This window comes from Streptomyces sp. SirexAA-E (assembly GCF_000177195.2).
GTDB lineage: Bacteria > Actinomycetota > Actinomycetes > Streptomycetales > Streptomycetaceae > Streptomyces > Streptomyces flavovirens.
Window position 1 is genome coordinate 5,167,411 of record NC_015953.1, and the last position, 25,627, is coordinate 5,193,037.

Consider the following 25,627-nt stretch of genomic DNA (forward strand, 5'->3'; position numbering starts at 1 on the left):
GAACGCGTCACGTCCGGGGCGCGGGGCCGGGCCGGAAGGCCCGGGTGTCACTTCTCGCGCTTGTAGAACGGCAGTGCGACGACCTCGTACGGCTCGTGCGTGCCCCGGATGTCCACGGCGACACCCTCGGTACCGGGTGCGGCGTGGGCCGCGTCGACGTACGCCATGGCGATCGGCTTGCCCAGGGTGGGGGACGGGGCGCCGGAGGTGACCTCGCCGACGGTCTCGCCGGCCACGACCACCGCGAAGCCGGCCCGGGGGACCCGGCGGCCCCGGGCGACCAGGCCGACCAGCTTGCGCGGCGGGGCCGTCTCGGCACGCTCGGCGGCCGCCCGCAGCGCCTCGCGGCCCACGAAGTCGCCCTCCTTCTCGAACTTCACCACCCGGCCGAGGCCTGCCTCGAACGGGGTCAGGGCGGTGGTCAGCTCGTGCCCGTACAGCGGCATGCCCGCCTCCAGACGCAGAGTGTCGCGGCAGGAGAGGCCGCACGGGACCAGCCCGTGCGGGGCGCCCGCCTCGGTGAGGGCCTTCCACAGCTGCTCGGCGTGCTCGGGCGCCACGAAGAGCTCGAAGCCGTCCTCACCGGTGTAGCCGGTACGGGCGATGAGCGCCGGCACCCCGGCGACCGTGCCCGGCAGGCCCGCGTAGTACTTCAGTCCGTCCAGGTCGGCGTCGGTGACCGACTTCAGGACGGCGGGGGAGGCGGGGCCCTGGACGGCGAGCAGCGCATACGCGTCCCGGTCGTCCCGCACCTCGGCGTCGAAGCCGGCGACACGTTCGGTGAGGGTGTCCAGGACGAGCTGGGCGTTGCCCGCGTTGGCGACGACCATGTACTCCGTCTCGCCGAGGCGGTAGACGATCAGGTCGTCCAGGATCCCGCCGTCCTCGGCGACGATCATGGTGTAGCGGGCCCGGCCCACCCCCACGGTGGCGATGTTGCCCACCAGCGCGTGGTTCAGGAAGGCGGCGGCCTGCGGTCCGCTGACGCCGACCTCGCCCATGTGGGACAGGTCGAACAGACCGGCCCGGGTGCGGACGGCGTTGTGCTCGTCGCGCTCGCTGGCGTACCGCAGGGGCATGTCCCAGCCCGCGAAGTCGGTCATGGTCGCGCCCAGCGAACGGTGCAGCGCGTCGAGGGCGGTGAGGCGGGGGGCGGTGCTCATGGATACGGCTCCAGGGCATGACGGCAGAGGATGATCCCTCCCCATCTGTCATCGGAACCTGAGAGGTTCGCCGGGAGCCCCTGAACGGGGTCGGCTTGCACCTTGGGTGGAGCCGCGCGAAGCGGCCCGCTTTTCAGATCTGCCTCATCCGCGCGGTACGGGGCCTGAGAGATTCAAGGGAGGAGCTTGCTCCTTCGGCGTCCAGGTCACAGGTGACCGGGACTCTCCCGCGCGGATTCGAACGGCCGGTATGCAATTGGCGGGGCCATCATCGCACGCATTGCGGGAGAGTGGGGCCCCGAGCACGAGAGGGGTTCGTGAACCGACACGTGCGCCCGGAAGCGGTTGTGCCACATTACCTTTTCTTTACACTTCTTGGGCAGGCCAGGTGTGGGTGACGAGTGCAGGGGGACGGCCATGACGTTGCAGCCACACGTGACGGCGGCGGGCGCGGCGGGGGCACCGGGGGACGCCCGTGAGGCGATGCCCGCGCAGCCGGGCGCGCCCGTCCGGGAGCGCCTCGGACCGCAGGGCCCGGTGCGCGACCTCCGGGGGCGCGGCGGCCACGGACCACGGGCGCTGGACTTCGCCCAGGGCGACGTCGTGGTGGTCTCCGGGCTGCCGGGCAGCGGCAAGTCGACGCTGATCCGGCGCACGGTCCTGGGGCACGCCGTCGACTCCCAGGACACCCGCGACCGCTGGGCCCGCTCGCTGCCCCGGTTATTCCCCTACCCCCTCTACCGTCCTCTGGTGCGCCTCGCGCACTACCGAGGGCTGTGGCGGGCGCTGCGCGGGGGCGGATCCGTCGTCGTCCACGACTGCGGCACGCAGGCCTGGGTACGGCGCTGGCTCGCGCGGGACGTCCGGCGGCGGGGGCGCGCCCTGCACCTGATCCTGCTCGACGTCACGCCGGACGTGGCCCGGCAGGGGCAGCGGGAGCGCGGACGCGGCGTCTCCGGCTACGCGTTCGCCCGTCACCGGCGTGCGGTCGGACGGCTGCTGCGCGGCACGGAGAGCGGACTGCTGCCGCCGGGCTGCGTCTCCGCCGTGCTCCTCGACCGGGAGGCGGCCGGCGCGATCGTCAGGATCGCCTTCACCGGTGCGGCGGGCGCGGTGGGTACGACAGGACCGGCGAGCGCAACGGGTACGACCGGTGTGACGGGTCCATAGGGCGCGACGACAGCCGGACGAGGAGCGCGTCCTCGCGCCCCGGCGCGCGCCGTGCGTCCGATGGCGTCCCACGCACTCCGCACGCTCCGTACGCCCGTCGTGCGTGCGGCGCCCGGACGATTCGCAGACGCACAGCCGGAGCGAACCCCTCCGGCTGTCCGGGATCCGGACGGGGTCCGGACCGGCCGGACGGGATCGGGACCGGCCGGACGGGATCGGGACCGGCCGGACGGGATCGGGACCGGCGCCGGACGGAAATCCGGACCGGCGTCGGCAGACCCCGGGACCCCGTTCGCCGTCGCGGGCGAGGTCGTAAGGTTTCTGCGCAGCGCAGGGCGAGAGAGGGACAGGGACACCGTGGACATTCCGGCACAGGCGCATCCTCAGCAGGGGTGGCCGGCCAACGAGCTCGAAGAAGTGCTCACCGCGTCGGTGGGCGTGCCCGACGCCGGGGGACGGCTCGTCGAGGTGCTCGGCCGCAGCGAGGTCTGGGTACCCCTGCCGAACGGTGGCGGGCCCGACAGCCCCGATCTCGACCTGCCGACGGTGGACATCGGCGGTGCCGCGTACGTCCCCGTCTTCAGCTCCGAGGCGCAGTTCCTCCGGTGCGCGGGCCCCGCCCTCTCCTACGCGGTCGCCCCCGCCCGCGAGTTCGCCCGGGGGCTGCCCCCGCAGCTGGGCATCGCCGTCAACCCGGGCGGCGCGGTCGGGCTGCCGCTGCCGCCGCCCGCCGTCGCCGAGCTCTGCCGGGCCGGGCGCACCGCGCTGGACGGGCCGGCGGGCGGCGGCCGGGTCCGGCTGTACGAACCGGACTGGAAGGAGGACCCCGTCGACTTCCTCTCGGCGGTGGCCGCCGAATTCCACGGGACCGCGGTGGTCGGCACCGCCCGCCGGACCCTGGCCAGTATCGAGGGCGGCGATCCCGTCCTGTTCGTCGGCGTCGAGTTCGCCCTCTGGGACGGCGCCGGTCAGGAGGCCCCCATGGAGGCACTGGGGCGCGCGCTCGGCCGGGTCCAGGTGCCCTGGCCGGTCAACCTCGTCCTGCTCGACGTGGCCCAGGACCCCGTCGGTGACTGGATGCGCGAGAAGGTACGGCCGTTCTACCGGCGCGAGGAGTACTGAGGGCGCTCGGGCGCCGAGGCGTGGAGGAGCGGTGAAGCCGCGTCGCCCGTGGCGTCAAGACGGTGTCAGGGGCGGCGCATAAGCTGGTTGGATGACGAAGTCGCCCCGTGTGCCCGGAGCGACACCACAGCATCGCGGGACGGTCCCAGCGGCCGGAGCGCGGATCGAAGAGGGGCGGGACCCAGGGTGAGTGCGTCAGGCACGGCGGCGGCCGGACAGGTCGAGCACATGCTGCGCCAAGTGACCCCCGGGCGCCTCGACGCGTACGAGGCGCTGCTGCGGGCCCTGGCGGACGGCCGGGTCTGGATGCTGCTCTGGCACGGCACGGCCGGCTCCCCCGACGCCCAGTACGGCAACATGGAGGTCGACGGCCTGGGTTACGCCCCGTGCGTGACCTCCGCCCAGGAGCTCTCGGCCAGTGGCTGGAACAGGGCCCACGAGCTGATCACCGGCCGCGACATCGCCCGCGCGCTGTTCCCCGACCGCTGGGGGATCTGGCTCAACCCGCACGCGCCCGGCGGCGGTGTGGGCATCCCCTGGCTGGACCTGCGCCGCATCGCCACCGGCCTCGACCGGATGCCCGCGGGCCCGCTCCGGCTCACCGAGCCCGCCATCCAACTGCCGCAGTTCTACGCGCTGTTGTCGCAGAACGCCCACCGGACACCGGCGGTGCGCTCGCTGCGCCGCGCCTGGGTGCAGCCCGCCGTCGGCGTCCCCTACCTCGCGATCGGCCTCGACCTCTACGACACGGGCCGCCCGTCGGTCGACGCGGCCCGCGCGATGATGCAGCAGTCGGTCGGTGTCGTGCCTGACGGGCTGCCCGTCTCCACGGTCTCGATGTCCGACGAGTACGACCCCGTCGCGATGTGGCTGCGCGCCAACGCCCGGCCGTTCTACGACCGTGAGGCACACGCCGCCCCCGCGGTCCCGCCGCCGGCGCCCACCCCCGGCTACGGCTACCCGCCCCCGGCCGGACCGGCTCCCCGCGCGTACTGAGCGGGCGCCGCGGGGCCCCGCGGATTGCGTACCGTTCGGTCAATCGGCCATGCATCGAGCCCAGTTGGCTGACATGTCCGGTATCGTGGATTAGTGACCGAGAGGTCCGCTCAGCAAGACCCGCTGTCCGGATAACGGAAGTCCACTGACCGCATCACGTTTGAGCAAACATTGTCCGTGGGGTCTGGCGGGTGATCGCGTGGAAGCAGAAGACTCCCCTCAGCAGGTGGTCCCTGCCCGACTCATGCCTCTTTCAAACAGCGGCTGTTCGGCGCGGCGCCATCCATCTGACATGTGTTTGTACGAGCCGCTACAGCGGCGGTCACAGGCCGGCCACCCGTCGGCCGAGAGGGGTCTCCAGCGCAATGACGGCACCTATCGAGACCACCAGGGCGGATGCGCAGCCCGAAGCGGTGCTGGAAGGCGCGGGCCGCAAGGAGATCGAGGGCCGCTCGCTCGGCCGCATCGCCTGGACCCGCTTCAAGCGGGACAAGGCCGCGATGGCCGGTGGCATCGTTGTCGTGCTGCTGATCCTCACCGCGGTGCTCTCCAAGCCGATCCAGTCCCTCCTCGGTCTCGACCCGAACGCCTTCAACCAGAACCTGGTCGACCCCGTGATGCTGGCGCCCAAGGGCGACTTCGGCGGCATCAGCTGGGACCACCCCCTCGGTGTGGAACCGCAGACCGGACGCGACATCTTCGCGCGCATCCTGGAGGGCTCCTGGGTCTCCCTGGTCGTCGCCGTCGGCTCCACGCTGCTCTCCGTCGTCATCGGCGTCGTCATGGGTGTCGTGGCCGGCTTCTACGGCGGCTGGGTGGACAGCTTCATCAGCCGGATGATGGACACGTTCCTCGCCTTCCCGCTGCTCCTCTTCGCGATCTCCATCTCCGCCTCCCTGCAGGGCGAGGCCTTCGGGATGGAAGGGCTCACGCTGCGGATCGCCGTCCTGGTCTTCGTGATCGGCTTCTTCAGCTGGCCCTACATCGGGCGCATCGTCCGCGCGCAGACCCTGTCGCTGCGTGAGAGGGAGTTCGTCGAGGCGGCCAGGTCGCTGGGCGCCCGCGGACCGTTCATCCTCTTCCGCGAGCTGCTGCCGAACCTGATCGCGCCGATCCTCGTCTACGCGACGCTCCTGATCCCCACGAACATCCTCTTCGAGGCGTCCCTCTCCTTCCTCGGTGTCGGTATCGCGCCGCCGCAGGCCTCGTGGGGCGGCATGCTCACGCAGGCGGTCGACCTCTACGAGGTGGACCCGATGTTCATGGTCATCCCCGGCATGGCGATCTTCATCACCGTGCTGGCCTTCAATCTGCTGGGGGACGGGCTGCGCGACGCACTCGACCCTCGTGGCAAGTAAGCGCGGCCATGCCGCACCGGACAAACGAGGGGGCTTTCCTCAGCATGCAGAACAGAAAGACAGCAGCGGCGATAGCCGTGGCCGTAGCGGTGTCGCTCGGCGCCTCCGCCTGCAGCGGCAGTGACTCGGACGGCAAGGGCGGATCGGGCGGCGGCAACGCCAAGGCCGACGCGGCTCTGACCTCGATCGTCAACCCGACCGACAAGAAGGGGGGGACGGTCACCTACGAGCACGCCAGTGGTCCCGACTCCCTGGACCCGGGTGACACGTACTACGGCTGGGTGCAGAACTTCTCCCGCCTGTACGGCCGTTCCCTGGTCACCTTCAAGCCGGCCGCCGGCGACGAGGGCCTGGAGGTCGTCCCCGACCTGGCCACCAGCCTCGGCAAGCCCAGCGCCGACGCCAAGACCTGGACGTACACGCTCCGCAAGGGCGTGAAGTTCGAGGACGGCACCGAGGTCACCTCGAAGGACGTCAAGTACGCCGTCGAGCGCTCCAACTTCGCGCCGGAGGCCCTGTCCAACGGCCCGACGTACTTCAAGGCCTACCTCGAGGGCGGCGACAAGTACAAGGGTCCCTACAAGGACAAGTCGGCCGAGGGCCTCAAGTCCATCGAGACCCCGGACGACTACACGATCGTCTTCAAGCTGAACAAGCCGTTCGCGGACATGGACTACCTCGCCACCTTCTCGCAGACCGCGCCGGTCCCGCAGAAGGCGGACAAGGGCGCCAGCTACGTCCAGAAGATCGTCTCCTCGGGCCCGTACAAGTTCTCCGCGTACGACGAGGGCAAGGGCGCGACGCTGGTCCGCAACCCGGAGTGGGACCCGAAGACGGACCCGATCCGCAAGGCGCTGCCGGACAAGATCGAGCTCAAGTTCAACGTCAACGCCACCACGATCGACGACCACCTGCTGGACGACACGATCACCGCCGGCATCGAGGGCACGGGCCTGCAGTCCAAGACCCAGCCCAAGGTCCTGGCGAAGGCCGCCGAGAAGGCGAAGACGGACAACCCGTACGGCGGCGTCCTGCAGTACATGGCGCTGAACGTCAACGTGAAGCCGTTCGACAACATCGAGTGCCGCAAGGCCGTGCAGTACGCGGTCGACAAGCAGAGCCTGATCGACGCCATCGGCGGCTCGGTCAAGGGTGACCCGGCCACCACGGTCATCCCGCCGAGCGTCGCCGGGTACAAGAAGTTCGACCTGTACCCGACCGAGGGCAACAAGGGTGACATCGCCAAGGCGAAGGAGCACCTGGCCAAGTGCGGTCAGCCGAACGGCTTCAAGACCACGCTGACGGCCCGCTCGGACCGCCCCGATGAGATCCTCGCGGCCACCCAGCTCCAGAACAGCCTGAAGAAGATCGGCATCACCGCCGAGATCAAGCAGTTCCCGGCCAACAAGTACTTCACCGACTTCGCCGGCGTCCCGAACTGGGTCCACAAGAACAACGCGGGCATGCTGATGATGCAGTGGGGCGCCGACTGGCCGACCGGCTTCGGTTTCCTCGACCAGATCGTCAACGGCACGGCCATCAAGCCCTCCGGTGGCACCAACCTGATGGAGCTGGACGACAAGGGCGTCAACGACCTCCTCGTCAAGGGCATCGGCACCGTCGACACCGAGGCGCGCAACGCCACGTGGGGCGAGGTCGACCAGAAGGTCATGGAGAACGCCTCGGTCGTTCCCCTCGCCTACCGCAAGAGCCTGCTCTACCGTCCGGACTCCGCGGCGAACGTGACCGTCACGAACGCCTACCTCGGCATGTACGACTACCTGCTGATGACGTCCACCAAGTAACACCTGTTCATCGACAGCATCCCCTGAAAGGCAGGTGAAGGCGCCGGGCCGGCGGGCACCACCCCGTCCGCCCGCCCGGCGCCGCACGGCTGTGGCTGCGTACATCATTCGACGCGTATTCGCCGCGGTGTTGCTGCTGCTGGTGGTCAGCGCAGTCACGTTCGCGATCTTCTTCCTGGTTCCCCGGCTCGGCGGCCAGACCCTCGACTCGATGGCGGCCCAGTACGTCGGGAAGAGCCCCGACCCGGACGTCATCGCCGCGGTCAAGAAGAACCTGGGGCTCGACCAGCCCCTGTACCTCCAGTACTGGCACTTCGTGAAGGGCATCGTCGTCGGCGCCGAATACCAGTTCGGTCCCGACCCCGTCACCTGCAACGCCCCGTGCTTCGGGTACTCCTTCAAGACCCACACCGAGATCTGGCCGCAGATCGTCGACCGCATCCCGGTCACGCTGTCGCTGGCCGTCGGCGCGGCCGTCATCTGGGTCGTCTCCGGTGTCGCCATCGGCGTCGTCTCCGCGCTGAAGCGCGGTTCGGTCTTCGACCGGCTCTCCATGGGCGTCGCCCTCGCCGGTGTCTCGCTCCCCATGTTCTTCACGGGTCTCGCCGTGCTGGCCCTGTTCGGCAACGGGGAGTACGTCCCGTTCGCGGACAGCCCGCTCGAATGGGCGGGCAGCCTGGTCCTGCCCTGGTGCACGCTCGCCCTGCTGTACTCCGCTCTCTACGCCCGGCTGACCCGCGCGGGGATGCTGGAGACGATGGGCGAGGACTACATCAGAACCGCACGCGCCAAGGGGCTTCAGGAGCGCAAGGTGGTCGTCAAGCACGGCCTGCGCGCGGCGCTCACCCCGATCATCACCATCTTCGGCATGGACTTCGCGCTGCTGCTCGGCGGCGCCGTCATCACCGAGACGGTCTTCTCCTTCCAGGGGATGGGCGCCTTCGCCATCAAGGGCGTGACCGAGGCGGACCTGCCCAAGGTGATGGGCGTGACGCTGGTCGCCGCCTTCTTCATCGTCATCTGCAACCTGCTGGTGGACCTCGTGTACGCCGCGATCGACCCCCGGGTGAGGCTCTCATGAGCGAGGCAAGCAAGAAGGACTCCCCGGCGCAGGACGCCGCCAAGGGTTCGGTCCCCGCACCCCGGGACGCCTCGGGCGACACCAAGGAATTCCTGTCCGTCCGCAACCTCAGCGTGCACTTCGACACCGACGACGGGCTGGTCAAGTCCGTCGACGGCGTCAGCTTCGACCTGAAGGCCGGTCAGACCCTCGGCATCGTCGGCGAGTCCGGGTCCGGCAAGTCCGTGACCTCGCTGGGGATCATGGGCCTGCACACCTCGGAGCGGGCCCGGATCAAGGGCGAGATCTGGCTCGACGGCGAGGAGCTGATCGGCGCCGGCCCCGAGCGCGTACGGAAGCTGCGCGGCCAGAAGATGGCCATGATCTTCCAGGACCCGCTGTCGGCCCTGCACCCGTACTACAGCATCGGCGCGCAGATCGTGGAGGCCCACCGGGTCCACCACAAGGTCGACAAGAAGGCCGCGAAGAAGCGTGCGATCGAGATGCTCGACCGCGTCGGCATCCCCGAACCGCACCGCCGGTACGAGGACTTCCCGCACCAGTTCTCCGGCGGTATGCGTCAGCGCGCGATGATCGCGATGGCCCTGGTGAACAACCCGCAGCTGCTGATCGCCGACGAGCCGACCACGGCCCTCGACGTGACCGTCCAGGCACAGATCCTCGACCTGATCCGCGATCTCCAGAAGGAGTTCGGTTCCGCGGTCGTCATGATCACCCACGACCTCGGCGTCGTCGCCGAGATCGCGGACAGCCTGCTGGTCATGTACGCGGGGCGCTGCATCGAGCGCGGCAGCGCCGAGAAGGTCTTCTACCAGCCCCAGCACCCGTACACCTGGGGGCTGCTCGGCTCGATGCCGCGCATCGACCGGGAGCAGACCGAGCGGCTCGTCCCGGTCAAGGGCTCTCCGCCCAGCCTCATCAACGTCCCGTCCGGCTGCGCCTTCAACCCGCGCTGCCCGTACGCCGACGTCCCCGCGGACAACATCACCCGCACCGAGCGCCCCGAGCTGAAGATGGTCAGCGACGGGCACTACTCCGCGTGCCACATGTCGCGCGAGCAGCGGGAAAAGATCTGGACCGAAGAGATTGCGCCGAAGCTGTGACTGATCTGAAGAAGAAGGCCGCCGAGGCGTCCGCGGCGCAGTCGGACGGGTCCGGGCCGGAGCCGCTCCTCAAGGTCAGCGGCCTGGTCAAGCACTTCCCGATCACCAAGGGCGTGCTGAAGCGCAAGGTCGGCGCGGTCCAGGCCGTCGACGGGCTGAGCTTCGACGTCCGTCCCGGCGAGACCCTGGGCGTCGTCGGCGAGTCGGGCTGCGGCAAGTCGACGATGGGCCGGCTGGTGACCCGGCTGCTGGAGCCGACCGGCGGCACGATCGAGTTCCAGGGCAAGGACATCACGCACCTGTCCGCCGGACGGCTGCGGCCGATGCGCCGCGACATCCAGATGATCTTCCAGGACCCCTACGGCTCGCTGAACCCGCGCCACACGGTCGGCGGGATCGTCGGAACCCCCTTCCGGCTCCAGGGCGTCACGCCCGAGGGCGGTGTGAAGCGGGAGGTGCAGCGGCTGCTGGAGCTGGTCGGCCTCAACCCCGAGCACTACAACCGCTACCCGCACGAATTCTCCGGCGGTCAGCGCCAGCGCATCGGTATCGCCCGGGCGCTCGCGCTCAAGCCGAAGCTCGTCGTCGCGGACGAGCCGGTCTCGGCGCTGGACGTGTCGATCCAGGCCCAGGTGGTCAACCTGCTGGACGACCTCCAGGACGAGCTCGGCCTCACCTACATGATCATCGCGCACGACCTCTCGGTGATCCGGCACGTCTCGGACCGCATCGCGGTCATGTACCTCGGCAAGATCGTCGAGCTGGCGGACCGCACGTCGCTGTACGAGGCGCCCATGCACCCGTACACGAAGGCGCTCATGTCCGCGGTGCCGGTGCCGGACCCGCGCAGGCGGGGCGCGAAGAGCGACCGCATCCTGCTCAGGGGCGACGTCCCGTCACCGATCTCGCCGCCCACGGGCTGCCGCTTCCACACGCGGTGCTGGAAGGCGACGCAGATCTGCAAGACGACCGAGCCGCCGCTGATCCAGCTGAAGACCGGACACCAGGTGGCCTGCCACCACCCGGAGAACGGCGAGGACCAGGCACCGGGGGACGCGCCGCTGGTGACGGACGCCATCACGGTGACGTCGGCACCCGCCGCCGAGCCGGCCGAGGCCGACAAGGCCGACGAGCCGGTCGCGGAGACGGCCACGGAGTCACCGAAGGCCGGGGAGGCCGAGGGTGCCGCCGAGGCCGAGGAGGCTCCGAAGGCAGAGGACACCCCCAAGCCCGACGCCGAGTCCGCCGATGCCGGGGACGCGGCCGCCGGGGACGCGGAGGGCGGGTCGCGGGAGTAGGACCGGCACACTTGTCCGGTGCTCAACGAACTCTTCACTCCCTCCGTCCAGCATGCGCTCGACATCGTCGGGATCTTCGTCTTCGCGATCTCGGGCGCGCTGCTCGCCGTACGCAAGAACTTCGATGTCTTCGGCATCGCGGTCCTGGCCGAGGTGACGGCGCTGGGCGGGGGGATCTTCCGTGATGTGATCATCGGGGCCGTTCCCCCGGCCGCCTTCACGGATCTCGGCTACTTCACGACCCCGCTGCTCGCCGCCGTCCTGGTCTTCTTCCTGCACCCGCACGTCGAACGCATCCAGGTCGCCGTCAACGTCTTCGACGCCGCCGGGCTGGGCCTCTTCTGCGTCTCCGGCACGGTCAAGGCGTACGACTACGGGCTCGGCCTCACGTCCTCCGCGGCCCTGGGGCTCGCCACCGCGGTCGGCGGCGGCGTCCTGCGCGACGTGCTGGCCAACGAGGTCCCGTCGCTGCTGCGCTGGGACCGCGACCTGTACGCGGTGCCCGCGATCGTCGGCTCGGTCCTGGTCGTCCTCTGCATCCGCTTCGACGCCCTCAACGCCTACACCAGCGCCGTCGCGGTGATCACCGCCTTCGTGCTGCGCCTGCTCGCCCTGCGCTTCCACTGGCGGGCCCCGCGTGCCTTCAACCGGCGCTCGTCCCGGGCGGAGGAGACCGGGGCCGTCATGTGAGCGAAACAGAAAGCTACCGCTCAGTAATACGGTCGGTGTACCGTGCGTGCCATGGCACAGGCAGCAGCTCAGGCGCGACAGACCGCGCAGGCGACCATCGGTGACAGCGAGTTCGACCGCGACACGGCGGTGACGCTCCGGGAGGAGGGTGTCTACGACGCCGAACTCTCCGCGGGCTGGACGATCATCCAGGCCGTCAACGGCGGCTACCTGCTGGCGATGCTGGGCCGGGCGCTGGGCGAGGCGCTCCCGCACTCCGACCCCTTCTCCGTCTCCGCGCACTACCTCACGGCCTCCGTCCCGGGACCCGCCGTGATCCGCACCCAGGTCGTGCGGACCGGCCGCACCCTGTCCACCGGCGAGGCGTCCCTCTTCCAGTACGCCGAGGACGGCACCGAGGTCGAACGCATCCGGGTGCTCGCCACCTACGGCGACCTGGACGGTCTCACCGACGAGGTCCGCACGTCCGCCGAGCCGCCCGCCATCCCGCCCCGGGAGTACTGCCTCGGCCCGAGCGACGGCCCGGCCCCGATCCCCGGCAGCTCCGCCATCACCGAACGGCTCGACATCAAGCTCGACCCGGCGACGATCGGCTGGGCCGTGGGCGCCCCGTCGGGCAAGGGCGAGATGCGGGGCTGGTTCGGCCTCGCGGACGGCCGTGACGCCGACCCGCTCTCCCTGCTGCTGACGGTCGACGCGCTGCCGCCGACCTCCTTCGAGCTGGGGCTGAAGGGCTGGACACCCACCATCGAGCTCACCACCCACATCCGCTGCCGCCCGGCCCCGGGCCACCTGCGCGTCTCCATCACCACCCGCAACCTCGCGGGCGGCTTCCTGGAGGAGGACGCCGACGTGTGGGACAGCGCCGGACGCCTGGTGGCCCAGTCCCGCCAGCTGGCCCGCGCCCCGCGCGGCTGAGCCCGGGCCCGGGGGCCGGATGACCGCGCGGGCATGATGGGCCCGTGAAGTCCGACCGGCTGCTCTCGATCCTGCTGCTGCTCCAGACCCGCGCCCTGGTCCCCGCCACCGAGCTGGCCGAGCGCCTCGAAGTCTCCGTACGCACGATCTACCGGGACGTCGAGGCGCTCTCCGCGTCCGGGGTGCCCGTCTACGCCGAGCGGGGCCGCAACGGCGGCATCGCCCTGCTGCCCGGCTTCCGTACGGACGTCACCGGACTCACCCAGGACGAGTCGCGCGCCCTGTTCGTCCTCGCCGCCCAGGGCGCGCACACCGCCCTCGGCCTCGACGCCGCGCTCGGCTCCGCCCTGCGCAAGGTGATGGCCGCGCTCCCCGCCCCGCACCGGCCCGCCGCCGAGCAGACCAGCCGCCGCATCCTGGTGGACCCGGTCCGCTGGATGAGCGGCCCGCCCACCGCCGTCGACGTGGGCGACCTGCACGACGCGGTCTTCGCCGACCGCCGGCTGCGCCTGCGCTACCGGCACAGCGGCACGGACACCCCGCGCACCTACACCGTGGACCCCTACGGCCTCGTCGTGAAGGCGGGCGTCTGGTACCTGATCGCCGACCTCGACGGGGAGCCCCGGCTCTTCCGTGCCGACCGGGTCCGGCAGGCGGCCCTCACCGAGGAGCCCGTGGTCCGCAGGGCGGGCGTGGAACCGGCCGACGTGTGGGAGGCGCTGCGCCGCCAGGTCGAGGAGCGGCCCGGCGGCGTACGGCTGCGGGTGCGCGTCCACCGGTCGCGGCTGGACCTCTTCGTACGCCTGCACACCGGGGAGCTGACGGGGCCGCCCGAACCGGAGGAGGCGGGGGAGTGGGTACGGGCCGAGCTCGCGGTGCCCGAGGTGGCCTGGGCCCGTTCCCTGATCTCCTTCGGGCCGAACCTGGAGGTGTGTTCACCCCCCGAGGCCCGCGGGCTGCTCGCCGAGGCCGCGGCGGCCGTCATGGAGCTGTACGCAGGAAACGGGTGAGCGCGGCGGTCAGTTCGGCCGGCGCGTCCTCCTGCACGAGGTGCCCCGCCCCGTCGATCAGCCGCAGTTCGGCGTCCGGTACGAGCGCGGCCAGCTCATGGGCGCGGGCGACGGGGATCCAGGTGTCCTCGGTGCCCCAGCAGATCAGTACGGGCAGGTCCAGCTCCCCGTAACGGCCCTGGATCTCGTCGGTGAACCGCTGGTCGTTCTGGGCGATCTGCCGGTAGAAGGCGGGCTGTCCGGCCGGGGTGCACCAGGGATCGACGAGCCGGTCGAGCACGTCCGGGCGCAGCCCCGGGTGGCTCGCGGAGCTCACGTACTCCTTCACCAGGGCGCGGTGCAGCGCTGCCGGCAGGGCGCCGAAGGCGTCGGAGCGGCCGCCCAGCAGCCGGTAGGCCGGTGAACCCCACGGGGCCAGCGCCACCGGGTCGACCAGGGCGAGGCGGCGGTAGCGGGCGCCGTGCAGGAGGTGGGCGCGCAGGGCGACGCAGCCGCCGAAGTCGTGCGCCACCACGGCGGGTTCCGGCAGCTCCCAGTGGCCGAGCAGCTCGGTCAGGACCCGGCCCTGGGCCCCCAGCGACACATCCTGGCCCTCGTACCGGGCGGACACCCCGTAGCCCGGCAGATCCCACACGTGGACCCGGTGGTCCTGGGCCAGCGCACGGGCGATGCCGCGCCAGACGTACGAGGAGAAGGGCGTCCCGTGCACCAGGACGACGGGCGGTGCGTCCGCTGGGCCGAGCACGGCCCAGCGCACCTCGCCCGAGGAACTGTCGAAGGTCCGGTCGAGAATCCAGTCGTCGCTCATGCCGACGAGGCTAAGGGCTGTCCCCGTACGGCCCCGGGGTCGGTACCGCTGCGGTGTGCGCCCCTTGTGCGCCCCCGCGTGCGCCCGCGCTGGCTCAGGAGTCCAGCCAGTGCGCCCGGCCCAGGGTGACCAGCCGGAGCTGGCGCCGGGCGGTGCGGACCACCTCGCGCTCGTCCTCGGGCCCCGCCGCGTCGAGCAGCGCGGAGGCGGTGAGCACCATGTGGTCGACGTACAGGCCGCCCAGCATCAGCAGGTCCTGCCGGTCCCAGCCGGCCGACTGAGGCTCCGTGGCGATCGCCCGTGCCACCTCCTCGGTGAACGCGCGCAACTGGGCGGCTATCGCCTCCCGGACCGGGCCCACGCCCCCGTGCTGCTCGCGGGCGATGAAACGGAAGTGGGCGGGCTGCTCGGCGACGTGACGGGCGATCAGGACGACACTGCGGTCCAAGCGTTCCTCGCTGTCCCCGGTGTCCGCCAGGATGGCGCCGATCATGCCGTGCAGGCTGCCCAGGGCCTCCTCGACGAGCGCCACACCGAGCGCCGCCACCCCGTCGAAATGGCGGTAGAAGGCGGTCGGGGCCACCCCCACGGCTCGCGTCACCTCACGCAGACCCAGGCTGCTCAGGCTCTTCTCCTCCAGCAGCGTCAGCGCCGCGTCCAGGAGGGCCTGGCGGGTCTTCAGCTTCTGGGCCTGGCGGATGCCGGGGGTGTGACTCATGCCATTCAGTAAACAACCGTTCTCCGACGGCAGGAAGGGGTACACGTACTAGACTTGAAAGTCAGTGAACAGTCGTACTCCCAACTGTTCGCGGAAAGGGGCTCACATGTTCGTCCTCGTCGCCGCCCTGCTCCTGCTGGGTGTGGTCCTCGGAGCCGTCGCGCACCTGCCGGTGCCCCTGGCCCTGACCGCCGCGGGCGTGATCGGCCTGTGGCTGGTGGCCTTCGGCGTCCGTGAGGGGCTGGCCCGCCGGACCCGCTGAACCGCCGCCCTCCCGGCCGAACCCTGACCGCTGTCCGGCCGTTCCCCGGCCGTTCCCGACCGTCTTCCCGCCACCGGAACCGGAGGTGTCCGCACCATGGCACTCGCCACCGCACCGGGCCGCCGCAGCCGCCGTACCACCGACCACGCGAAGACCTCGGGGGAGGCGGACTCCCTCGCCGTCGCCTCGTTCGTCCTCGGGCTGCTGGGCCTGCTCGTGATGAACATCCTGCTCGGGCCCGCCGCCATCGTGATGGCGTCCATGGCGCTGGCCCGCTCCACCGCACGGCGCGGCCGCGCCCTGCTCGGCCTCGCCCTCGGCGTCGCCGACCTGGTGGTCCTCGCCGTCCTGGTCACCGTGAACGGCACCGTCTCCTGGAGCTTCGGGGGCTGACCCCGGGCGCCGCCGCGCCCCGGCCGGTCCGCCCCGTGGGGCGGTGAGGCCATGCGCCTGCCGTGAGCCCCACCGCGGGCTCGTAGACTCGGGGCATCATGGCCTACCTCGACCACGCCGCGACCACGCCGATGCTTCCGGAGGCGATCGCGGCGATGACCGCGCAGCTCGCCGTCACCGGCAACGCGTCCTCCCTGCACGCCGCCGGGCGCCGCGCCCGCCGTACCGTCGAGGAGTCGCGGGAGACCCTCGCCGAGTCCCTCGGCGCCCGCCCCAGCGAGGTGGTCCTCACCTCCGGCGGCACCGAGGCCGACAACCTCGCCGTCAAGGGCCTGTACTGGGCCCGCCGCGACGCCGACCCCCGGCGCACCCGGGTCCTGGCCAGTCCCGTCGAGCACCACGCGGTGCTGGACGCCGTGGACTGGCTCGCCGAGCACGAGGGTGCGCGAGTCGAGCACCTCCCCGTCGACCGCTACGGGCGCGTCCACCCGGACGCCCTGCGCGAGGCGATCCTCCGCGACCCCGACGACGTCGCGATGATCACCGTGATGTGGGCCAACAACGAGATCGGCACCGTCATGCCGGTCCGTGAGCTGGCCGAGGTCGCCCGGGAGTTCGGCGTACCGATGCACGCGGACGCGGTGCAGGCGTTCGGGCAGCTGGACGTCGACTTCGCCCGGTCCGGGCTGGCGGCGATGACCGTCAGCGGGCACAAGATCGGCGGCCCGTTCGGTATCGGCGCCCTCCTCCTGGGCCGGGACCAGACCCCCGTCCCCGTCCTGCACGGCGGAGGGCAGGAGCGGCACGTGCGCTCCGGCACCCTGGACGTCCCCGCCGTCGCCGCGTTCGCGGTCGCCGGCCGGCTCGCCGCCGAACGCCGCGAGGAGTTCGCCCACGAGGTCGGAACGCTCCGCGACACGCTGGTCGACGCCGTGCGGCAGGCCGTCCCCGACGCCCTGCTCGGCGGCGACCCGGCGCCCGGGGGCCGGCTCCCCGCCAACGCCCACTTCACCTTCCCGGGCTGCGAGGGCGACTCCCTCCTGCTGCTGCTCGACGCCCAGGGCATCGAGTGCTCCACCGGCTCGGCCTGCACGGCGGGGATCGCCCAGCCCAGTCATGTGCTGCTGGCGACCGGCACCGACCCCGACCTGGCCCGGGGCACCCTGCGCTTCTCGCTCGGCCACACCTCGACGAAGAGGGACGTCGAGGACCTGGCCCGCGCCATCGGCCCGGCCGTGGAGCGCGCCAGGACCGCCGGGCTCAGCTAGGGCCCGAGGAGGCGGCGGAGGGACCGGCGGAAGGGCCGGTGGACGCCGCGCGCACCAGCTTCATGTAGCGCTTCCAGTCCCAGTGCGGGCCGGGATCCGTGTGGTCGGTGCCCGGCACCTCCACGTGCCCGATGATGTGCTCGCGGTCCACCGGGATGCCGTACCGCGCGCATATGGAGGCCGTCAGGCGCGCCGACGACTCGTACATCGCCGTCGTGAAGTCCTGCGGGCGGTCGACGAAGCCCTCGTGCTCGATCCCCACGCTGCGCTCGTTGAACGAGCGGTTCCCGGCGTGGTACGCCACGTCCAGCTCGCGGATCATCTGCGTGACCCCGCCGTCCTGGCCCACGATGTAGTGGGTCGCCGCCTGGTGCGCCGGGTCCTGGAAGACCTTGACCGCGCTGGCGTAGCTGCCCTGCGTGACATGGATGATCACCCGGTCCACGTCGTAGTCGCCGGGGCGGTCGGCCCGCCGCCAGTTCGCCTCCGAGGCCGCGATCCAGCGCGCTCCGGCGTAGTCCAGCTCACCGGGCTCGCGCGGCTTGTCGACGCCGGGCACCCGCCACCAGACGCGCCGGATCTGCTCCGCGGCCAGCGCGCCGCCGCCCACGACGGCCGCGCCACCGCCGATGAGCAGCGAGCGCCTGCTGATGCCGCGCCCGGGTCCCTTCCCCGACGGCCCGGCGTTCCTGTTGGTCCCCATGGGAGCGACAACGCATATCGGCGAGCATTCGGTTCCCGGGGCCCCGTACCCTGGACGAGCTATGACTCAGACCTCCCAGCGCCCCCTCCGTGTGCTCGCCGCCATGTCGGGCGGTGTCGACTCCGCCGTCGCGGCGGCCCGCGCCGCCGAGGCAGGCCACGACGTGACCGGTGTGCACCTCGCCCTCTCCGCCAACCCGCAGTCCTTCCGGACGGGCGCGCGCGGCTGTTGCACCATCGAGGACTCCCGTGACGCCCGCCGCGCGGCCGACGTCATCGGCATCCCGTTCTACGTCTGGGACCTGGCGGAACGCTTCCGCGAGGACGTCGTGGAGGACTTCGTCGCCGAGTACGAGGCGGGGCGCACCCCCAACCCGTGCCTGCGGTGCAACGAGAAGATCAAGTTCGCCGCGCTCCTCGACAAGGCGCTGGCCCTCGGCTTCGACGCCGTCTGCACCGGCCACTACGCCACCGTCGTCCTCACCGAGGACGGCACCCGGGAGCTGCACCGCGCCTCGGACATGGCCAAGGACCAGAGCTACGTGCTCGGCGTCCTGGACGAGAAGCAGCTCGCCCACGCGATGTTCCCGCTCGGCGACACCCTGACCACCAAGGACGAGATCCGGGCCGAGGCCGAGCGCCGCGGCCTCGCCGTCGCCAAGAAGCCCGACAGCCACGACATCTGCTTCATCGCCGACGGCGACACCCAGGGATTCCTGGCGAACCGCCTGGGCGGTCCCGCCGAGGGCGACATCGTCGACGAGGCGGGGACGAAGGTCGGCACCCACGAGGGCGCCTTCGGCTTCACGATCGGCCAGCGCAAGGGCCTGCGCATCGGCCACCCCGCCCCGGACGGCAAGCCGCGCTACGTCCTGGACATCTCCCCGGTGAACAACACGGTCACCGTCGGTCCTGTGGAGGCCCTGGACGTCACCGCCCTCACCGCCATCCGCCCCCGCTGGTGCGGCACCGCCCCGTCCGGGCCCGGCACGTACACCGCGCAGCTGAGGGCCCACGGCGGCGAGACCGAGGTGACGGCGGAGCTGGTCGACGGCACGCTGAACGTCTCCTTCACCGAACCGGTACGGGGCGTGGCCCCGGGGCAGGCGGTCGTGCTCTACGACGGCACCCGGGTCGTCGGATCGGCCACCATCGCGACGACGGTACGGCGGGAGACGGCGGCCGCGTCCGGCTGACCGGACAGGGCCGGGGCGGCCACCCCGGCACCGGCCGCCGCACGGCGCCGAGACGGTGCGAGGGTCCGCGGAGCGCCCCGCGGACCCGACCGCTACCGCCCGTCGTACCGCGTCACGCCCCGAACGCGACGCACTCCGAAGCGACCCACCCGTCACGGCCGTTGATCCGGATCGTGGACCAGTACGTCCCGCCCCCGCACGACGTGTAGCTCTGGCCCTTGGTCTGGGTGTCCAGCTTCGAGCCGCACGAGAGCTTGGCGCCCGCCGCCAGCGTGCCGAGGACGGAGTACGTCTGGCCCGGACCGCTACGGATGTTCAGCACCGACCCCGAGACGTTGTGCACGTAGCAGGAGGCGGCCGGCGCCACGGCGGCCGCGTCCTTCCGGGCGTGCGGGGCCGCGGTGGCCGTCGTGCCCGCGAGCCCGACCATCGCGACGGCGGCCAGGCCCGCTACCGCCGTCTTCACCGATATGCGCATGACGTCTCCCTCTTCCGTAGGTCACATGATCAAGAGGTCACATGATCAGGAGCACCTTAAGTGCTCCGCCGCGCATCGTGATCGTGCCGGTGGAGGGGTACGGGGCACGGGCGCCGGCGGTCATCGGTGCGCGAAGACCTCCCGGGTGAAGAAATCCGTCAGCACCGGGGCGATCGCGTGCGGCGCCAGTTCGCGGGTCTGGCCCGTCAGGGTGCGGTGCCGTGCCCGGGGGATCGCGTCCGCGAGGGCGCGTGTCGTTCGGTGCGCCCGCTCCGTGCTGAAGCCGCCGGTCACCACGAGGGTGCGCGCCGTCACGGCGCCGAACCGCTCTCCCGGGACCGCGCCGGTACCCAGGACCGCGTCGTCGTACGCGAGGGTGTGGGCCACCGCCTCCAGGCCCGACCACAGGGGCGCGCGGCGCATCCGGGCGACCGTCGGCTCCGGGACGCCCGTCCGGGACAGGTACAGCGCCACCGCCCCCGCCCGGTCACCGGCCGAGAGCAGTTCGCGCAGCCGGGCCGTGCAGCGCGCCTTGTGGAGCCGGCCTGCGGCCCCCGGGGTGTAGGGCGGCTCGAAGACCGCGAGCCGGACCGCGGGCACCCCCGCCGCCTGTGCCTCCAGCGCCAGCGCCCCGCCCGACAGCATGCCGAAGACCGACACCCGCTCGCCCGCCCGCGCGGCCACCGCCGCCAGGTCCTCGATCTCGCGGCGCACCGCGTACGGGCCGGTGTCCCCGCTGGCACCGCGCCCCCGCCGGTCGTACGTGACCACCGTGAAGTGCCGCTCCAGCAGGGCCGCCAGGGGTTCCCCGTCCGCCGCGGTGCTCAGCGCACCGCCGACCAGCACCACCGGTGGCCCGTCGCCCCGCCGGCGGTACGCGATCGGCGTGCCGTCCAAGGAGAGAGTCTTGTCCATGTGGAGGTGGACCGGTGGGCCGCGCGGAACTCATCGGTGCGGCGGAGAAACGTGTCGGAGGTCAGTCGGGGACGACCTCGGTGTCGTAGAAGCAGAAGTGGCCGCGGATCCCGGCGACCTGTTCCTTCGGCTCCGGGTAGGCCCAGACGAGATCGGCCGCCCCGGGGAGCGACCAGTAGGACGCGTCCCCCTTGAACGGGCAGTGGGTGTGCGTGTCGGAAGGGGTCAGCAGCTCGGTGCGCACGTCCTCGGGCGGCAGGTAGTAGCGCACCGGACAGCCCGTCTCGCGCAGCACGAGCGGGCGGCGGCTCTCGGCGAGCACCTGTCCGTCCCGGACCGCGCGCACGTGCTCGGTGCCGGGCTCGACGGTGATGCGGTGTCCTGGAATATCCCTCATTCCCTTGTCAGCCGAGGGCAGCCCCCGTTTCTTCCCGGCCCGGGTCGGGATGTCGGCGGCGGCCCGTACCGTATGCGACATGAACATCTGTGTCTTCCTCTCCGCCGCCGACCTCGACGACCGCTACACCGGGCCCGCGCGTGAATTCGCCGCACTGCTGGGCCGGGGCGGGCACACCCTGGTCTGGGGAGGGTCGGAGAGCGGACTGATGAAGGTCGTCGCCGACGGGGTGCAGGAGGCGGGCGGGCGGCTCGTGGGCGTGTCGGTGGACTTCCTCGCCGCCAAGGCCCGGGAGAACGCGGACGAGATGGTCATAGCCAAGGACCTGGCCGAGCGCAAGGCGCTGCTGCTGGAGAAGTCCGACGCCGTCGTGATCATGGTCGGCGGCACCGGGACGCTCGACGAGGCCACGGAGATCCTGGAGCTGAAGAAGCACGGCAAGCACACCAAGCCGGTCGTCCTGCTGAACACCGCGGGCTTCTACGACGGTCTGCGCCAGCAGTTCCAGCGCATGGAGGACGAGGGCTTCCTGCCGGTCCCCCTCACCGACCTGGTCTTCTTCGCCGAGGACGGAGTGGGCGCGCTCGCCTACCTGGAGGAGTCCGCCGGGATGCGGTGAGCCCGGGCGGACGCCGCACCGACCTGCGGTGATGCGAGCATGTGGGCATGCCTACTCATCTCATCACCGGCGCCGGTTCCGGTATCGGCGCGGCCGTCGCCCGCCGCCTGACGGAACGCGGCGACGACCTCGTGCTGCTGGCCCGTGACGCGGGCCGCGCCAAGGAGCTCGCCGCGCTCCACCCCGGAGCACGCACGCTCGTCGGCGACCTCGGCAACCCCGACCGGCTCTCCTGGGCCTTCGGCCAGCAGCCGATGCCCGAACGGCTCGACTCCCTCCTGCACATCGCGGGCGTCGTCGAACTCGGCCGGATCGGCGAGCTCACGCCCAAGTCGTGGCACTTCCAGCTGAACGCCAACCTGGTCGCCCCCGCCGAGCTGACCCGGCTGCTGCTGCCGCAGCTGCGGGTCAGCCAGGGGCACGTCGTCTTCGTGAACTCCGGTGCCGGCCTGGCCGCGAACGCCGAGTGGGGCGCGTACGCCGCGAGCAAGCACGGCCTGAAGGCCCTCGCCGACTCGCTGCGCCACGAGGAACACGCGAGCGGCGTCCGGGTCACCTCCGTGTACCCGGGCCGCACCGCCGGCCCCATGCAGGCCAAGGTCCACCAGCAGGAGGGCAAGGAGTACGACGCCTCCCGCTGGATCGACCCGGAATCGGTCGCCACGACGATCCTGCTGGCGCTCGACCTCCCTCGGGACGCCGAGATCAACGACCTGACGGTCCGCCCGGGCCGCTGACGGCCGGGGCGGCGACCCGGGCCGGGTCCGGCCCGACCCGACCGGGACCGCGGCCCCGACCGGCCGGACCCTCCCGGGCCCGTAGGCTTTCCGGGTGAGCGAGAAGAGCGAGTTCAGCGCGTACGGCGCCACCGGCATCGGATCCATGCCGGGAGGCGACGCCCGGGAGGCCGCCAAGACCGTCGTCGGATCCTTCGCCGACGGGCAGGGACTGCCGTATCTGCCGGAACTCCCGGCCCGCGGGCCCGGTGCCGACATGATCGGGCGGACCGTCGGACTGCTGGAGGAGATGTACGGCCACGTCGAGCCCAGCGGCTGGCGGATCAGCGACCGGCCCGGCCGCGACACCCGCCGGGCCCGCTCCTGGCTCGGCGAGGACCTGGACGCCCTGGAGGAGTTCACGCAGGGCTACGAAGGACTGCTCAAGGTCCAGGCCGTCGGCCCCTGGACCCTGGCGGCGGGCCTGGAACTGCGCGGCGGCGAGGCGATGGTCGCCGACCCCGGCGCCTGCCGCGACCTGGCCGGTTCACTGGCCGAAGGACTGCGCGGGCACCTCGCCGAGGTCCGCCGCAGGATCCCCGGCGCCGAGATCGTCCTCCAGCTCGACGAACCCTCCCTCACCGCCGTACTGCGAGGGCGCGTCCGCTCCGCGAGCGGCTACCGGACCTACCGCGCCGTGGACCGCCAGGTCGTCGAAGGGGCCCTGCGCGACCTGCTGGCGGTCAATGACGGCGGGCCGACGACCGTCCACTCCTGCGCCCCCGACGTACCGTTCGCCCTGCTGCGCCGCGCCGGGGCCGGGTCCGTCTCGTTCGACTTCTCGCTGCTCACCGAGCGTGAGGAGGAGGCGATCGGGGAGGCCGTCGAGGACGGCACCCAGCTCCTGCTCGGCGTCGTCCCCTCCCTCGACGCCGCCTCGGCCGCATTGTCGGACCCGGGCGGTAGCGTCATGGGGGTCAGGACGCTGTGGAACAGGCTGGGGCTGAATCCGGGGACTCTCGCCGAGTCCGTCGTCATCACCCCGTCCTGCGGGCTGGCGGGGGCGTCACCCGCCTACGCGCGGACCGCGCTCGCCCACTGCGTCCGGGCCGCGAGGTCACTCGCGAACAACCCTGAGTAACGGGGTCGGGTCGACGGGAGGAACGGGACGATGGCCGGCGAACAGCAGGCGCGGGAGCTGACGGGTGTGTCCGCGGAGGCGAGGGAGCGGCACGCGCTGCTGTCCGAGCAGATCGAGGAGCACCGCTTCCGGTACTACGTGAAGGACCAGCCGGTCGTCAGCGACGCCGAGTTCGACCGGCTGATGCGCGAGCTGGAGGCCGTCGAGGACGAGAACCCGCAGCTGCGCACCCCGGATTCGCCGACCCAGAAGGTCGCCGGGCCGTACACGACGGAGTTCACCTCCGTCGAGCACCGCGAGCGGATGCTGTCGCTGGACAACGCCTTCGACGACGAGGAGCTCGCCGCCTGGGCCGAGCGCGTCGCCAAGGACGTGGGCCGCCCCGGCTACCACTTCCTGTGCGAGCTCAAGGTCGACGGCCTCGCCGTCAACCTCACCTACGAGCACGGCAGGCTGACCCGCGCGGCGACCCGTGGCGACGGCCGCACCGGCGAGGACATCACCCCCAACATCCGTACGATCGCCGAGATCCCGCACCGCCTCACCGGCGACCGCGTCCCCGCCCTGGTGGAGATCCGCGGCGAGGTCTACTTCCCGATGGAGGCCTTCGAGGGGCTCAACGCCCGTCTGGTGGAGGCCGGTGACAAGCCCTTCGCCAACCCGCGCAACGCGGCGGCCGGTTCACTGCGCCAGAAGGACCCGAAGGTCACCGCCACCCGCCCGCTGCACATGGTGGTGCACGGCATCGGCGCCCGTGAGGGCCTCGACATCGACCGGCTCTCCCAGGCGTACGACCTGCTGCGCGACTGGGGCCTGCCGACCGCCCGGCACAACAAGGTCGTCGACTCCCTCGACGGCGTCCGCGAGTTCGTCCGGTACTTCGGCGAGAACCGCCACTCCGTGGAGCACGAGATCGACGGCGTCGTCGTCAAGCTCGACGAGATCCCCCTCCAGGGCCGCCTGGGCTCGACCTCCCGCGCCCCGCGCTGGGCGATCGCCTGGAAGTACGCCCCCGAGGAGGTCAACACCAAGCTGGTGAACATCCGCGTCGGCGTCGGACGCACCGGCAGGGTCACGCCCTACGCCCAGGTCGAGGCCGTCGAGGTGGCGGGCTCCGAGGTCGAGTTCGCCACCCTGCACAACCAGAACGTCGTGAAGGCCAAGGGCGTCCTGATCGGCGACACGGTGGTGCTCCGCAAGGCCGGAGACGTCATCCCGGAGATCCTCGGCCCGGTCGTCGACCTGCGGGACGGCAGCGAACGCGAGTTCGTCATGCCCGCCGAGTGCCCCGAGTGCGGGACACCGCTGCGCCCCATGAAGGAGGGCGACGTCGACCTCCGCTGCCCCAACGCGCGGTCCTGCCCGGCCCAGCTGCGGGAGCGGGTGGCCTATCTCGCCGGCCGCAAGTGCCTGGACATCGACCACTTCGGCTATGTGGCGGCGGCGGCCCTCACCCAGCCGCTGGAGCCGTCCGAGCCGCCGCTGCGGGACGAGGGCGACCTGTTCTCCCTGACGATCGACCAACTGCTGCCGATCCGGGCCTACGTCCTGGACCCGGACAGCGGTCTGCCCCGGCGCGACCCGAAGACCGGCGAGGAGAAGATCGCGACGGTCTTCGCCAACCAGCAGGGCGAGCCGAAGAAGAACGCCCTCGCCCTGCTCGACGGCATCGCGGCCGCCAAGCAGGCGCCGCTGGCCCGGATCCTCACCGGGCTGTCGATCCGCCATGTCGGCCCGGTGGCCGCGGTGGAGCTGGCCCGCCAGTTCCGCTCCGTCGACCGCATCGACGAGGCGTCCGAGGCGGAGCTGGCCGCCGCCGACGGCGTCGGATCCATCATCGCGGCTTCGGTCAAGCAGTGGTTCGCCGAGGACTGGCACCGCGAGATCCTGCGCAAGTGGCGGGAGGCCGGGGTCCGGATGGAGGACGAGGGCGCGGGCGAGGACGAGGGGCCCCGGCCCCTCGAAGGACTCACGGTCGTCGTCACCGGCACCCTGGCCTCCCACACCAGGGACGGGGCGAAGGACGCGCTGCAGAGCCTCGGGGCGAAGGTCACCGGATCCGTCTCGAAGAAGACCTCCTTCGTCGTGGTGGGCGAGAACCCCGGCTCCAAGTACGACAAGGCGATGCAGCTCAAGGTGCCCGTCCTCGACGAGGCCGGGTTCGCCGTCCTCCTCGACGAGGGGCCCGACGCGGCCCGGGAGGCAGCCGTGCCCGCCGAGGAGGCCTGATCGAGGCTCGATCGATACACCGCCGGCGCGTGACGGCGGGGGAGAAGGGAAAGGAACGGAGGAAAGCGGGC

At 71.8% G+C, this 25,627-nt stretch carries 26 protein-coding genes and 1 riboswitch; of the genes, 19 read left to right on the top strand and 7 right to left on the bottom strand.

What is annotated here, in order from left to right:
- Positions 1-47 precede the first annotated feature (47 nt).
- The gene (gene gcvT, locus SACTE_RS23205) at positions 48-1,163 is read right to left on the bottom strand and encodes a glycine cleavage system aminomethyltransferase GcvT (RefSeq protein WP_014048454.1); all 1,116 of its coding nucleotides are present in this window, start codon (positions 1,161-1,163) and stop codon (positions 48-50) included.
- Positions 1,164-1,306: 143 nt separating this feature from the next.
- A riboswitch (glycine riboswitch) is annotated at positions 1,307-1,403 on the bottom strand.
- A gap of 177 nt (positions 1,404-1,580) precedes the next feature.
- On the opposite strand from gcvT, the gene SACTE_RS23210 reads away from it, so the two are divergent.
- From SACTE_RS23210 to SACTE_RS23260, 11 genes are all read left to right on the top strand, one after another.
- Positions 1,581-2,333 carry an AAA family ATPase gene (locus tag SACTE_RS23210; RefSeq protein WP_014048455.1) on the top strand — a complete coding sequence of 251 codons (753 nt, stop codon included), beginning with the start codon at positions 1,581-1,583 and terminating at the stop codon, positions 2,331-2,333.
- Positions 2,334-2,690: 357 nt separating this feature from the next.
- Complete coding sequence (locus SACTE_RS23215) at positions 2,691-3,455, top strand: enhanced serine sensitivity protein SseB (protein WP_014048456.1); 765 nt, start codon at positions 2,691-2,693, stop codon at positions 3,453-3,455.
- Positions 3,456-3,641: 186 nt separating this feature from the next.
- Positions 3,642-4,451, top strand: a complete 810-nt coding sequence (locus SACTE_RS23220; RefSeq protein WP_019992316.1) for an enhanced serine sensitivity protein SseB C-terminal domain-containing protein — start codon at positions 3,642-3,644, stop codon at positions 4,449-4,451.
- Positions 4,452-4,816: 365 nt separating this feature from the next.
- On the top strand, positions 4,817-5,809 hold the full coding sequence (locus SACTE_RS23225; RefSeq protein WP_014048458.1) for an ABC transporter permease: 993 nt from the start codon (positions 4,817-4,819) through the stop codon (positions 5,807-5,809).
- 44 nt (positions 5,810-5,853) lie between these two features.
- On the top strand, positions 5,854-7,614 hold the full coding sequence (locus SACTE_RS23230) for an ABC transporter substrate-binding protein (protein ID WP_014048459.1): 1,761 nt from the start codon (positions 5,854-5,856) through the stop codon (positions 7,612-7,614).
- 91 nt (positions 7,615-7,705) lie between these two features.
- Positions 7,706-8,695 carry an ABC transporter permease gene (locus SACTE_RS23235; RefSeq protein WP_014048460.1) on the top strand — a complete coding sequence of 330 codons (990 nt, stop codon included), beginning with the start codon at positions 7,706-7,708 and terminating at the stop codon, positions 8,693-8,695.
- Entirely contained in the window at positions 8,692-9,798 is a 1,107-nt protein-coding gene (locus SACTE_RS23240; RefSeq protein WP_014048461.1) for an ABC transporter ATP-binding protein, read from the top strand. Before SACTE_RS23235 ends, SACTE_RS23240 begins: the two co-directional genes overlap by 4 nt.
- Complete coding sequence (locus SACTE_RS23245) at positions 9,795-11,096, top strand: dipeptide ABC transporter ATP-binding protein (protein ID WP_014048462.1); 1,302 nt, start codon at positions 9,795-9,797, stop codon at positions 11,094-11,096. The genes SACTE_RS23240 and SACTE_RS23245 overlap by 4 nt, the downstream gene beginning before the upstream one ends.
- A gap of 18 nt (positions 11,097-11,114) precedes the next feature.
- Positions 11,115-11,786: a trimeric intracellular cation channel family protein gene (locus SACTE_RS23250; RefSeq protein WP_014048463.1), complete on the top strand. Its 672-nt coding sequence runs from the start codon at positions 11,115-11,117 to the stop codon at positions 11,784-11,786.
- 51 nt (positions 11,787-11,837) lie between these two features.
- Entirely contained in the window at positions 11,838-12,704 is an 867-nt protein-coding gene (locus SACTE_RS23255) for a thioesterase family protein (RefSeq protein ID WP_014048464.1), read from the top strand.
- Between the two features lie 44 nt (positions 12,705-12,748).
- Entirely contained in the window at positions 12,749-13,714 is a 966-nt protein-coding gene (locus tag SACTE_RS23260; RefSeq protein ID WP_014048465.1) for a YafY family protein, read from the top strand.
- On the opposite strand, the gene SACTE_RS23265 is transcribed toward SACTE_RS23260, so the two are convergent.
- Both SACTE_RS23265 and SACTE_RS23270 read right to left on the bottom strand, forming a co-directional pair.
- A complete protein-coding gene (locus tag SACTE_RS23265) occupies positions 13,686-14,522 on the bottom strand; it encodes an alpha/beta fold hydrolase (RefSeq protein ID WP_014048466.1) in 837 nt (278 codons plus the stop codon). The two genes, SACTE_RS23260 and SACTE_RS23265, sit on opposite strands and share 29 nt — an antisense overlap.
- 94 nt (positions 14,523-14,616) lie before the next feature.
- On the bottom strand, positions 14,617-15,240 hold the full coding sequence (locus SACTE_RS23270) for a TetR family transcriptional regulator (protein ID WP_019992312.1): 624 nt from the start codon (positions 15,238-15,240) through the stop codon (positions 14,617-14,619).
- A gap of 106 nt (positions 15,241-15,346) precedes the next feature.
- On the opposite strand from SACTE_RS23270, the gene SACTE_RS34670 reads away from it, so the two are divergent.
- The 3 genes from SACTE_RS34670 (at position 15,347) to SACTE_RS23285 (ending at position 17,163) form a co-directional block, all read left to right on the top strand.
- Positions 15,347-15,502 (top strand): hypothetical protein, encoded by a 156-nt coding sequence (locus tag SACTE_RS34670; RefSeq protein WP_014048468.1) that lies wholly within the window; start codon positions 15,347-15,349, stop codon positions 15,500-15,502.
- A 96-nt stretch (positions 15,503-15,598) separates the two neighbouring features.
- Positions 15,599-15,895, top strand: coding sequence for a hypothetical protein (locus tag SACTE_RS23280; RefSeq protein WP_014048469.1), 297 nt, complete (start codon positions 15,599-15,601; stop codon positions 15,893-15,895).
- A 98-nt stretch (positions 15,896-15,993) separates the two neighbouring features.
- Positions 15,994-17,163 carry a cysteine desulfurase family protein gene (locus SACTE_RS23285; RefSeq protein WP_014048470.1) on the top strand — a complete coding sequence of 390 codons (1,170 nt, stop codon included), beginning with the start codon at positions 15,994-15,996 and terminating at the stop codon, positions 17,161-17,163.
- On the opposite strand, the gene SACTE_RS23290 is transcribed toward SACTE_RS23285, so the two are convergent.
- The gene (locus tag SACTE_RS23290) at positions 17,156-17,866 is read right to left on the bottom strand and encodes a peptidoglycan recognition family protein (RefSeq protein WP_014048471.1); all 711 of its coding nucleotides are present in this window, start codon (positions 17,864-17,866) and stop codon (positions 17,156-17,158) included. The two genes, SACTE_RS23285 and SACTE_RS23290, sit on opposite strands and share 8 nt — an antisense overlap.
- Before the next feature lie 61 nt (positions 17,867-17,927).
- Here SACTE_RS23290 and mnmA point away from each other — a divergent pair, with 61 nt between their 5' ends.
- Entirely contained in the window at positions 17,928-19,061 is a 1,134-nt protein-coding gene (gene mnmA, locus SACTE_RS23295) for a tRNA 2-thiouridine(34) synthase MnmA (protein ID WP_014048472.1), read from the top strand.
- A 112-nt stretch (positions 19,062-19,173) separates the two neighbouring features.
- Here mnmA and SACTE_RS23300 read toward each other — a convergent pair whose 3' ends face one another.
- The 3 genes from SACTE_RS23300 to SACTE_RS23310 form a co-directional block, all read right to left on the bottom strand.
- Positions 19,174-19,539: an SH3 domain-containing protein gene (locus SACTE_RS23300; RefSeq protein WP_014048473.1), complete on the bottom strand. Its 366-nt coding sequence runs from the start codon at positions 19,537-19,539 to the stop codon at positions 19,174-19,176.
- A gap of 120 nt (positions 19,540-19,659) precedes the next feature.
- The gene (locus tag SACTE_RS23305; RefSeq protein WP_014048474.1) at positions 19,660-20,454 is read right to left on the bottom strand and encodes an alpha/beta hydrolase; all 795 of its coding nucleotides are present in this window, start codon (positions 20,452-20,454) and stop codon (positions 19,660-19,662) included.
- 61 nt (positions 20,455-20,515) lie between these two features.
- On the bottom strand, positions 20,516-20,851 hold the full coding sequence (locus tag SACTE_RS23310) for a DUF427 domain-containing protein (RefSeq protein WP_014048475.1): 336 nt from the start codon (positions 20,849-20,851) through the stop codon (positions 20,516-20,518).
- 79 nt (positions 20,852-20,930) lie between these two features.
- On the opposite strand from SACTE_RS23310, the gene SACTE_RS23315 reads away from it, so the two are divergent.
- The 4 genes from SACTE_RS23315 (at position 20,931) to ligA (ending at position 25,556) form a co-directional block, all read left to right on the top strand.
- Entirely contained in the window at positions 20,931-21,470 is a 540-nt protein-coding gene (locus tag SACTE_RS23315) for a TIGR00730 family Rossman fold protein (RefSeq protein ID WP_019992310.1), read from the top strand.
- Positions 21,471-21,517: 47 nt separating this feature from the next.
- Entirely contained in the window at positions 21,518-22,207 is a 690-nt protein-coding gene (locus tag SACTE_RS23320; protein WP_014048477.1) for an SDR family oxidoreductase, read from the top strand.
- Between the two features lie 94 nt (positions 22,208-22,301).
- The gene (locus tag SACTE_RS23325; protein ID WP_014048478.1) at positions 22,302-23,327 is read left to right on the top strand and encodes a methionine synthase; all 1,026 of its coding nucleotides are present in this window, start codon (positions 22,302-22,304) and stop codon (positions 23,325-23,327) included.
- Between the two features lie 30 nt (positions 23,328-23,357).
- Positions 23,358-25,556 (top strand): NAD-dependent DNA ligase LigA, encoded by a 2,199-nt coding sequence (gene ligA, locus SACTE_RS23330; protein WP_014048479.1) that lies wholly within the window; start codon positions 23,358-23,360, stop codon positions 25,554-25,556.
- Positions 25,557-25,627: the final 71 nt, after the last annotated feature.

Excerpts from the sequence above, each read along its gene's own strand:
- gcvT (WP_014048454.1), bottom strand. The coding sequence starts at position 1,163 with ATGAGCACCGCCCCCCGCCTCACCGCCCTCGACGCGCTGCACCGTTCG.
- SACTE_RS23210 (WP_014048455.1), top strand. The coding sequence starts at position 1,581 with ATGACGTTGCAGCCACACGTGACGGCGGCGGGCGCGGCGGGGGCACCG.
- SACTE_RS23225 (WP_014048458.1), top strand. The coding sequence starts at position 4,817 with ATGACGGCACCTATCGAGACCACCAGGGCGGATGCGCAGCCCGAAGCG.
- SACTE_RS23230 (WP_014048459.1), top strand. The coding sequence starts at position 5,854 with ATGCAGAACAGAAAGACAGCAGCGGCGATAGCCGTGGCCGTAGCGGTG.
- SACTE_RS23240 (WP_014048461.1), top strand. The coding sequence starts at position 8,692 with ATGAGCGAGGCAAGCAAGAAGGACTCCCCGGCGCAGGACGCCGCCAAG.
- SACTE_RS23255 (WP_014048464.1), top strand. The coding sequence starts at position 11,838 with ATGGCACAGGCAGCAGCTCAGGCGCGACAGACCGCGCAGGCGACCATC.
- SACTE_RS23265 (WP_014048466.1), bottom strand. The coding sequence starts at position 14,522 with ATGAGCGACGACTGGATTCTCGACCGGACCTTCGACAGTTCCTCGGGC.
- SACTE_RS23270 (WP_019992312.1), bottom strand. The coding sequence starts at position 15,240 with ATGAGTCACACCCCCGGCATCCGCCAGGCCCAGAAGCTGAAGACCCGC.
- SACTE_RS34670 (WP_014048468.1), top strand. The coding sequence starts at position 15,347 with ATGTTCGTCCTCGTCGCCGCCCTGCTCCTGCTGGGTGTGGTCCTCGGA.
- SACTE_RS23280 (WP_014048469.1), top strand. The coding sequence starts at position 15,599 with ATGGCACTCGCCACCGCACCGGGCCGCCGCAGCCGCCGTACCACCGAC.
- SACTE_RS23285 (WP_014048470.1), top strand. The coding sequence starts at position 15,994 with ATGGCCTACCTCGACCACGCCGCGACCACGCCGATGCTTCCGGAGGCG.
- SACTE_RS23290 (WP_014048471.1), bottom strand. The coding sequence starts at position 17,866 with ATGGGGACCAACAGGAACGCCGGGCCGTCGGGGAAGGGACCCGGGCGC.
- mnmA (WP_014048472.1), top strand. The coding sequence starts at position 17,928 with ATGACTCAGACCTCCCAGCGCCCCCTCCGTGTGCTCGCCGCCATGTCG.
- SACTE_RS23300 (WP_014048473.1), bottom strand. The coding sequence starts at position 19,539 with ATGCGCATATCGGTGAAGACGGCGGTAGCGGGCCTGGCCGCCGTCGCG.
- SACTE_RS23305 (WP_014048474.1), bottom strand. The coding sequence starts at position 20,454 with ATGGACAAGACTCTCTCCTTGGACGGCACGCCGATCGCGTACCGCCGG.
- SACTE_RS23310 (WP_014048475.1), bottom strand. The coding sequence starts at position 20,851 with ATGAGGGATATTCCAGGACACCGCATCACCGTCGAGCCCGGCACCGAG.
- SACTE_RS23315 (WP_019992310.1), top strand. The coding sequence starts at position 20,931 with ATGAACATCTGTGTCTTCCTCTCCGCCGCCGACCTCGACGACCGCTAC.
- SACTE_RS23320 (WP_014048477.1), top strand. The coding sequence starts at position 21,518 with ATGCCTACTCATCTCATCACCGGCGCCGGTTCCGGTATCGGCGCGGCC.
- ligA (WP_014048479.1), top strand. The coding sequence starts at position 23,358 with ATGGCCGGCGAACAGCAGGCGCGGGAGCTGACGGGTGTGTCCGCGGAG.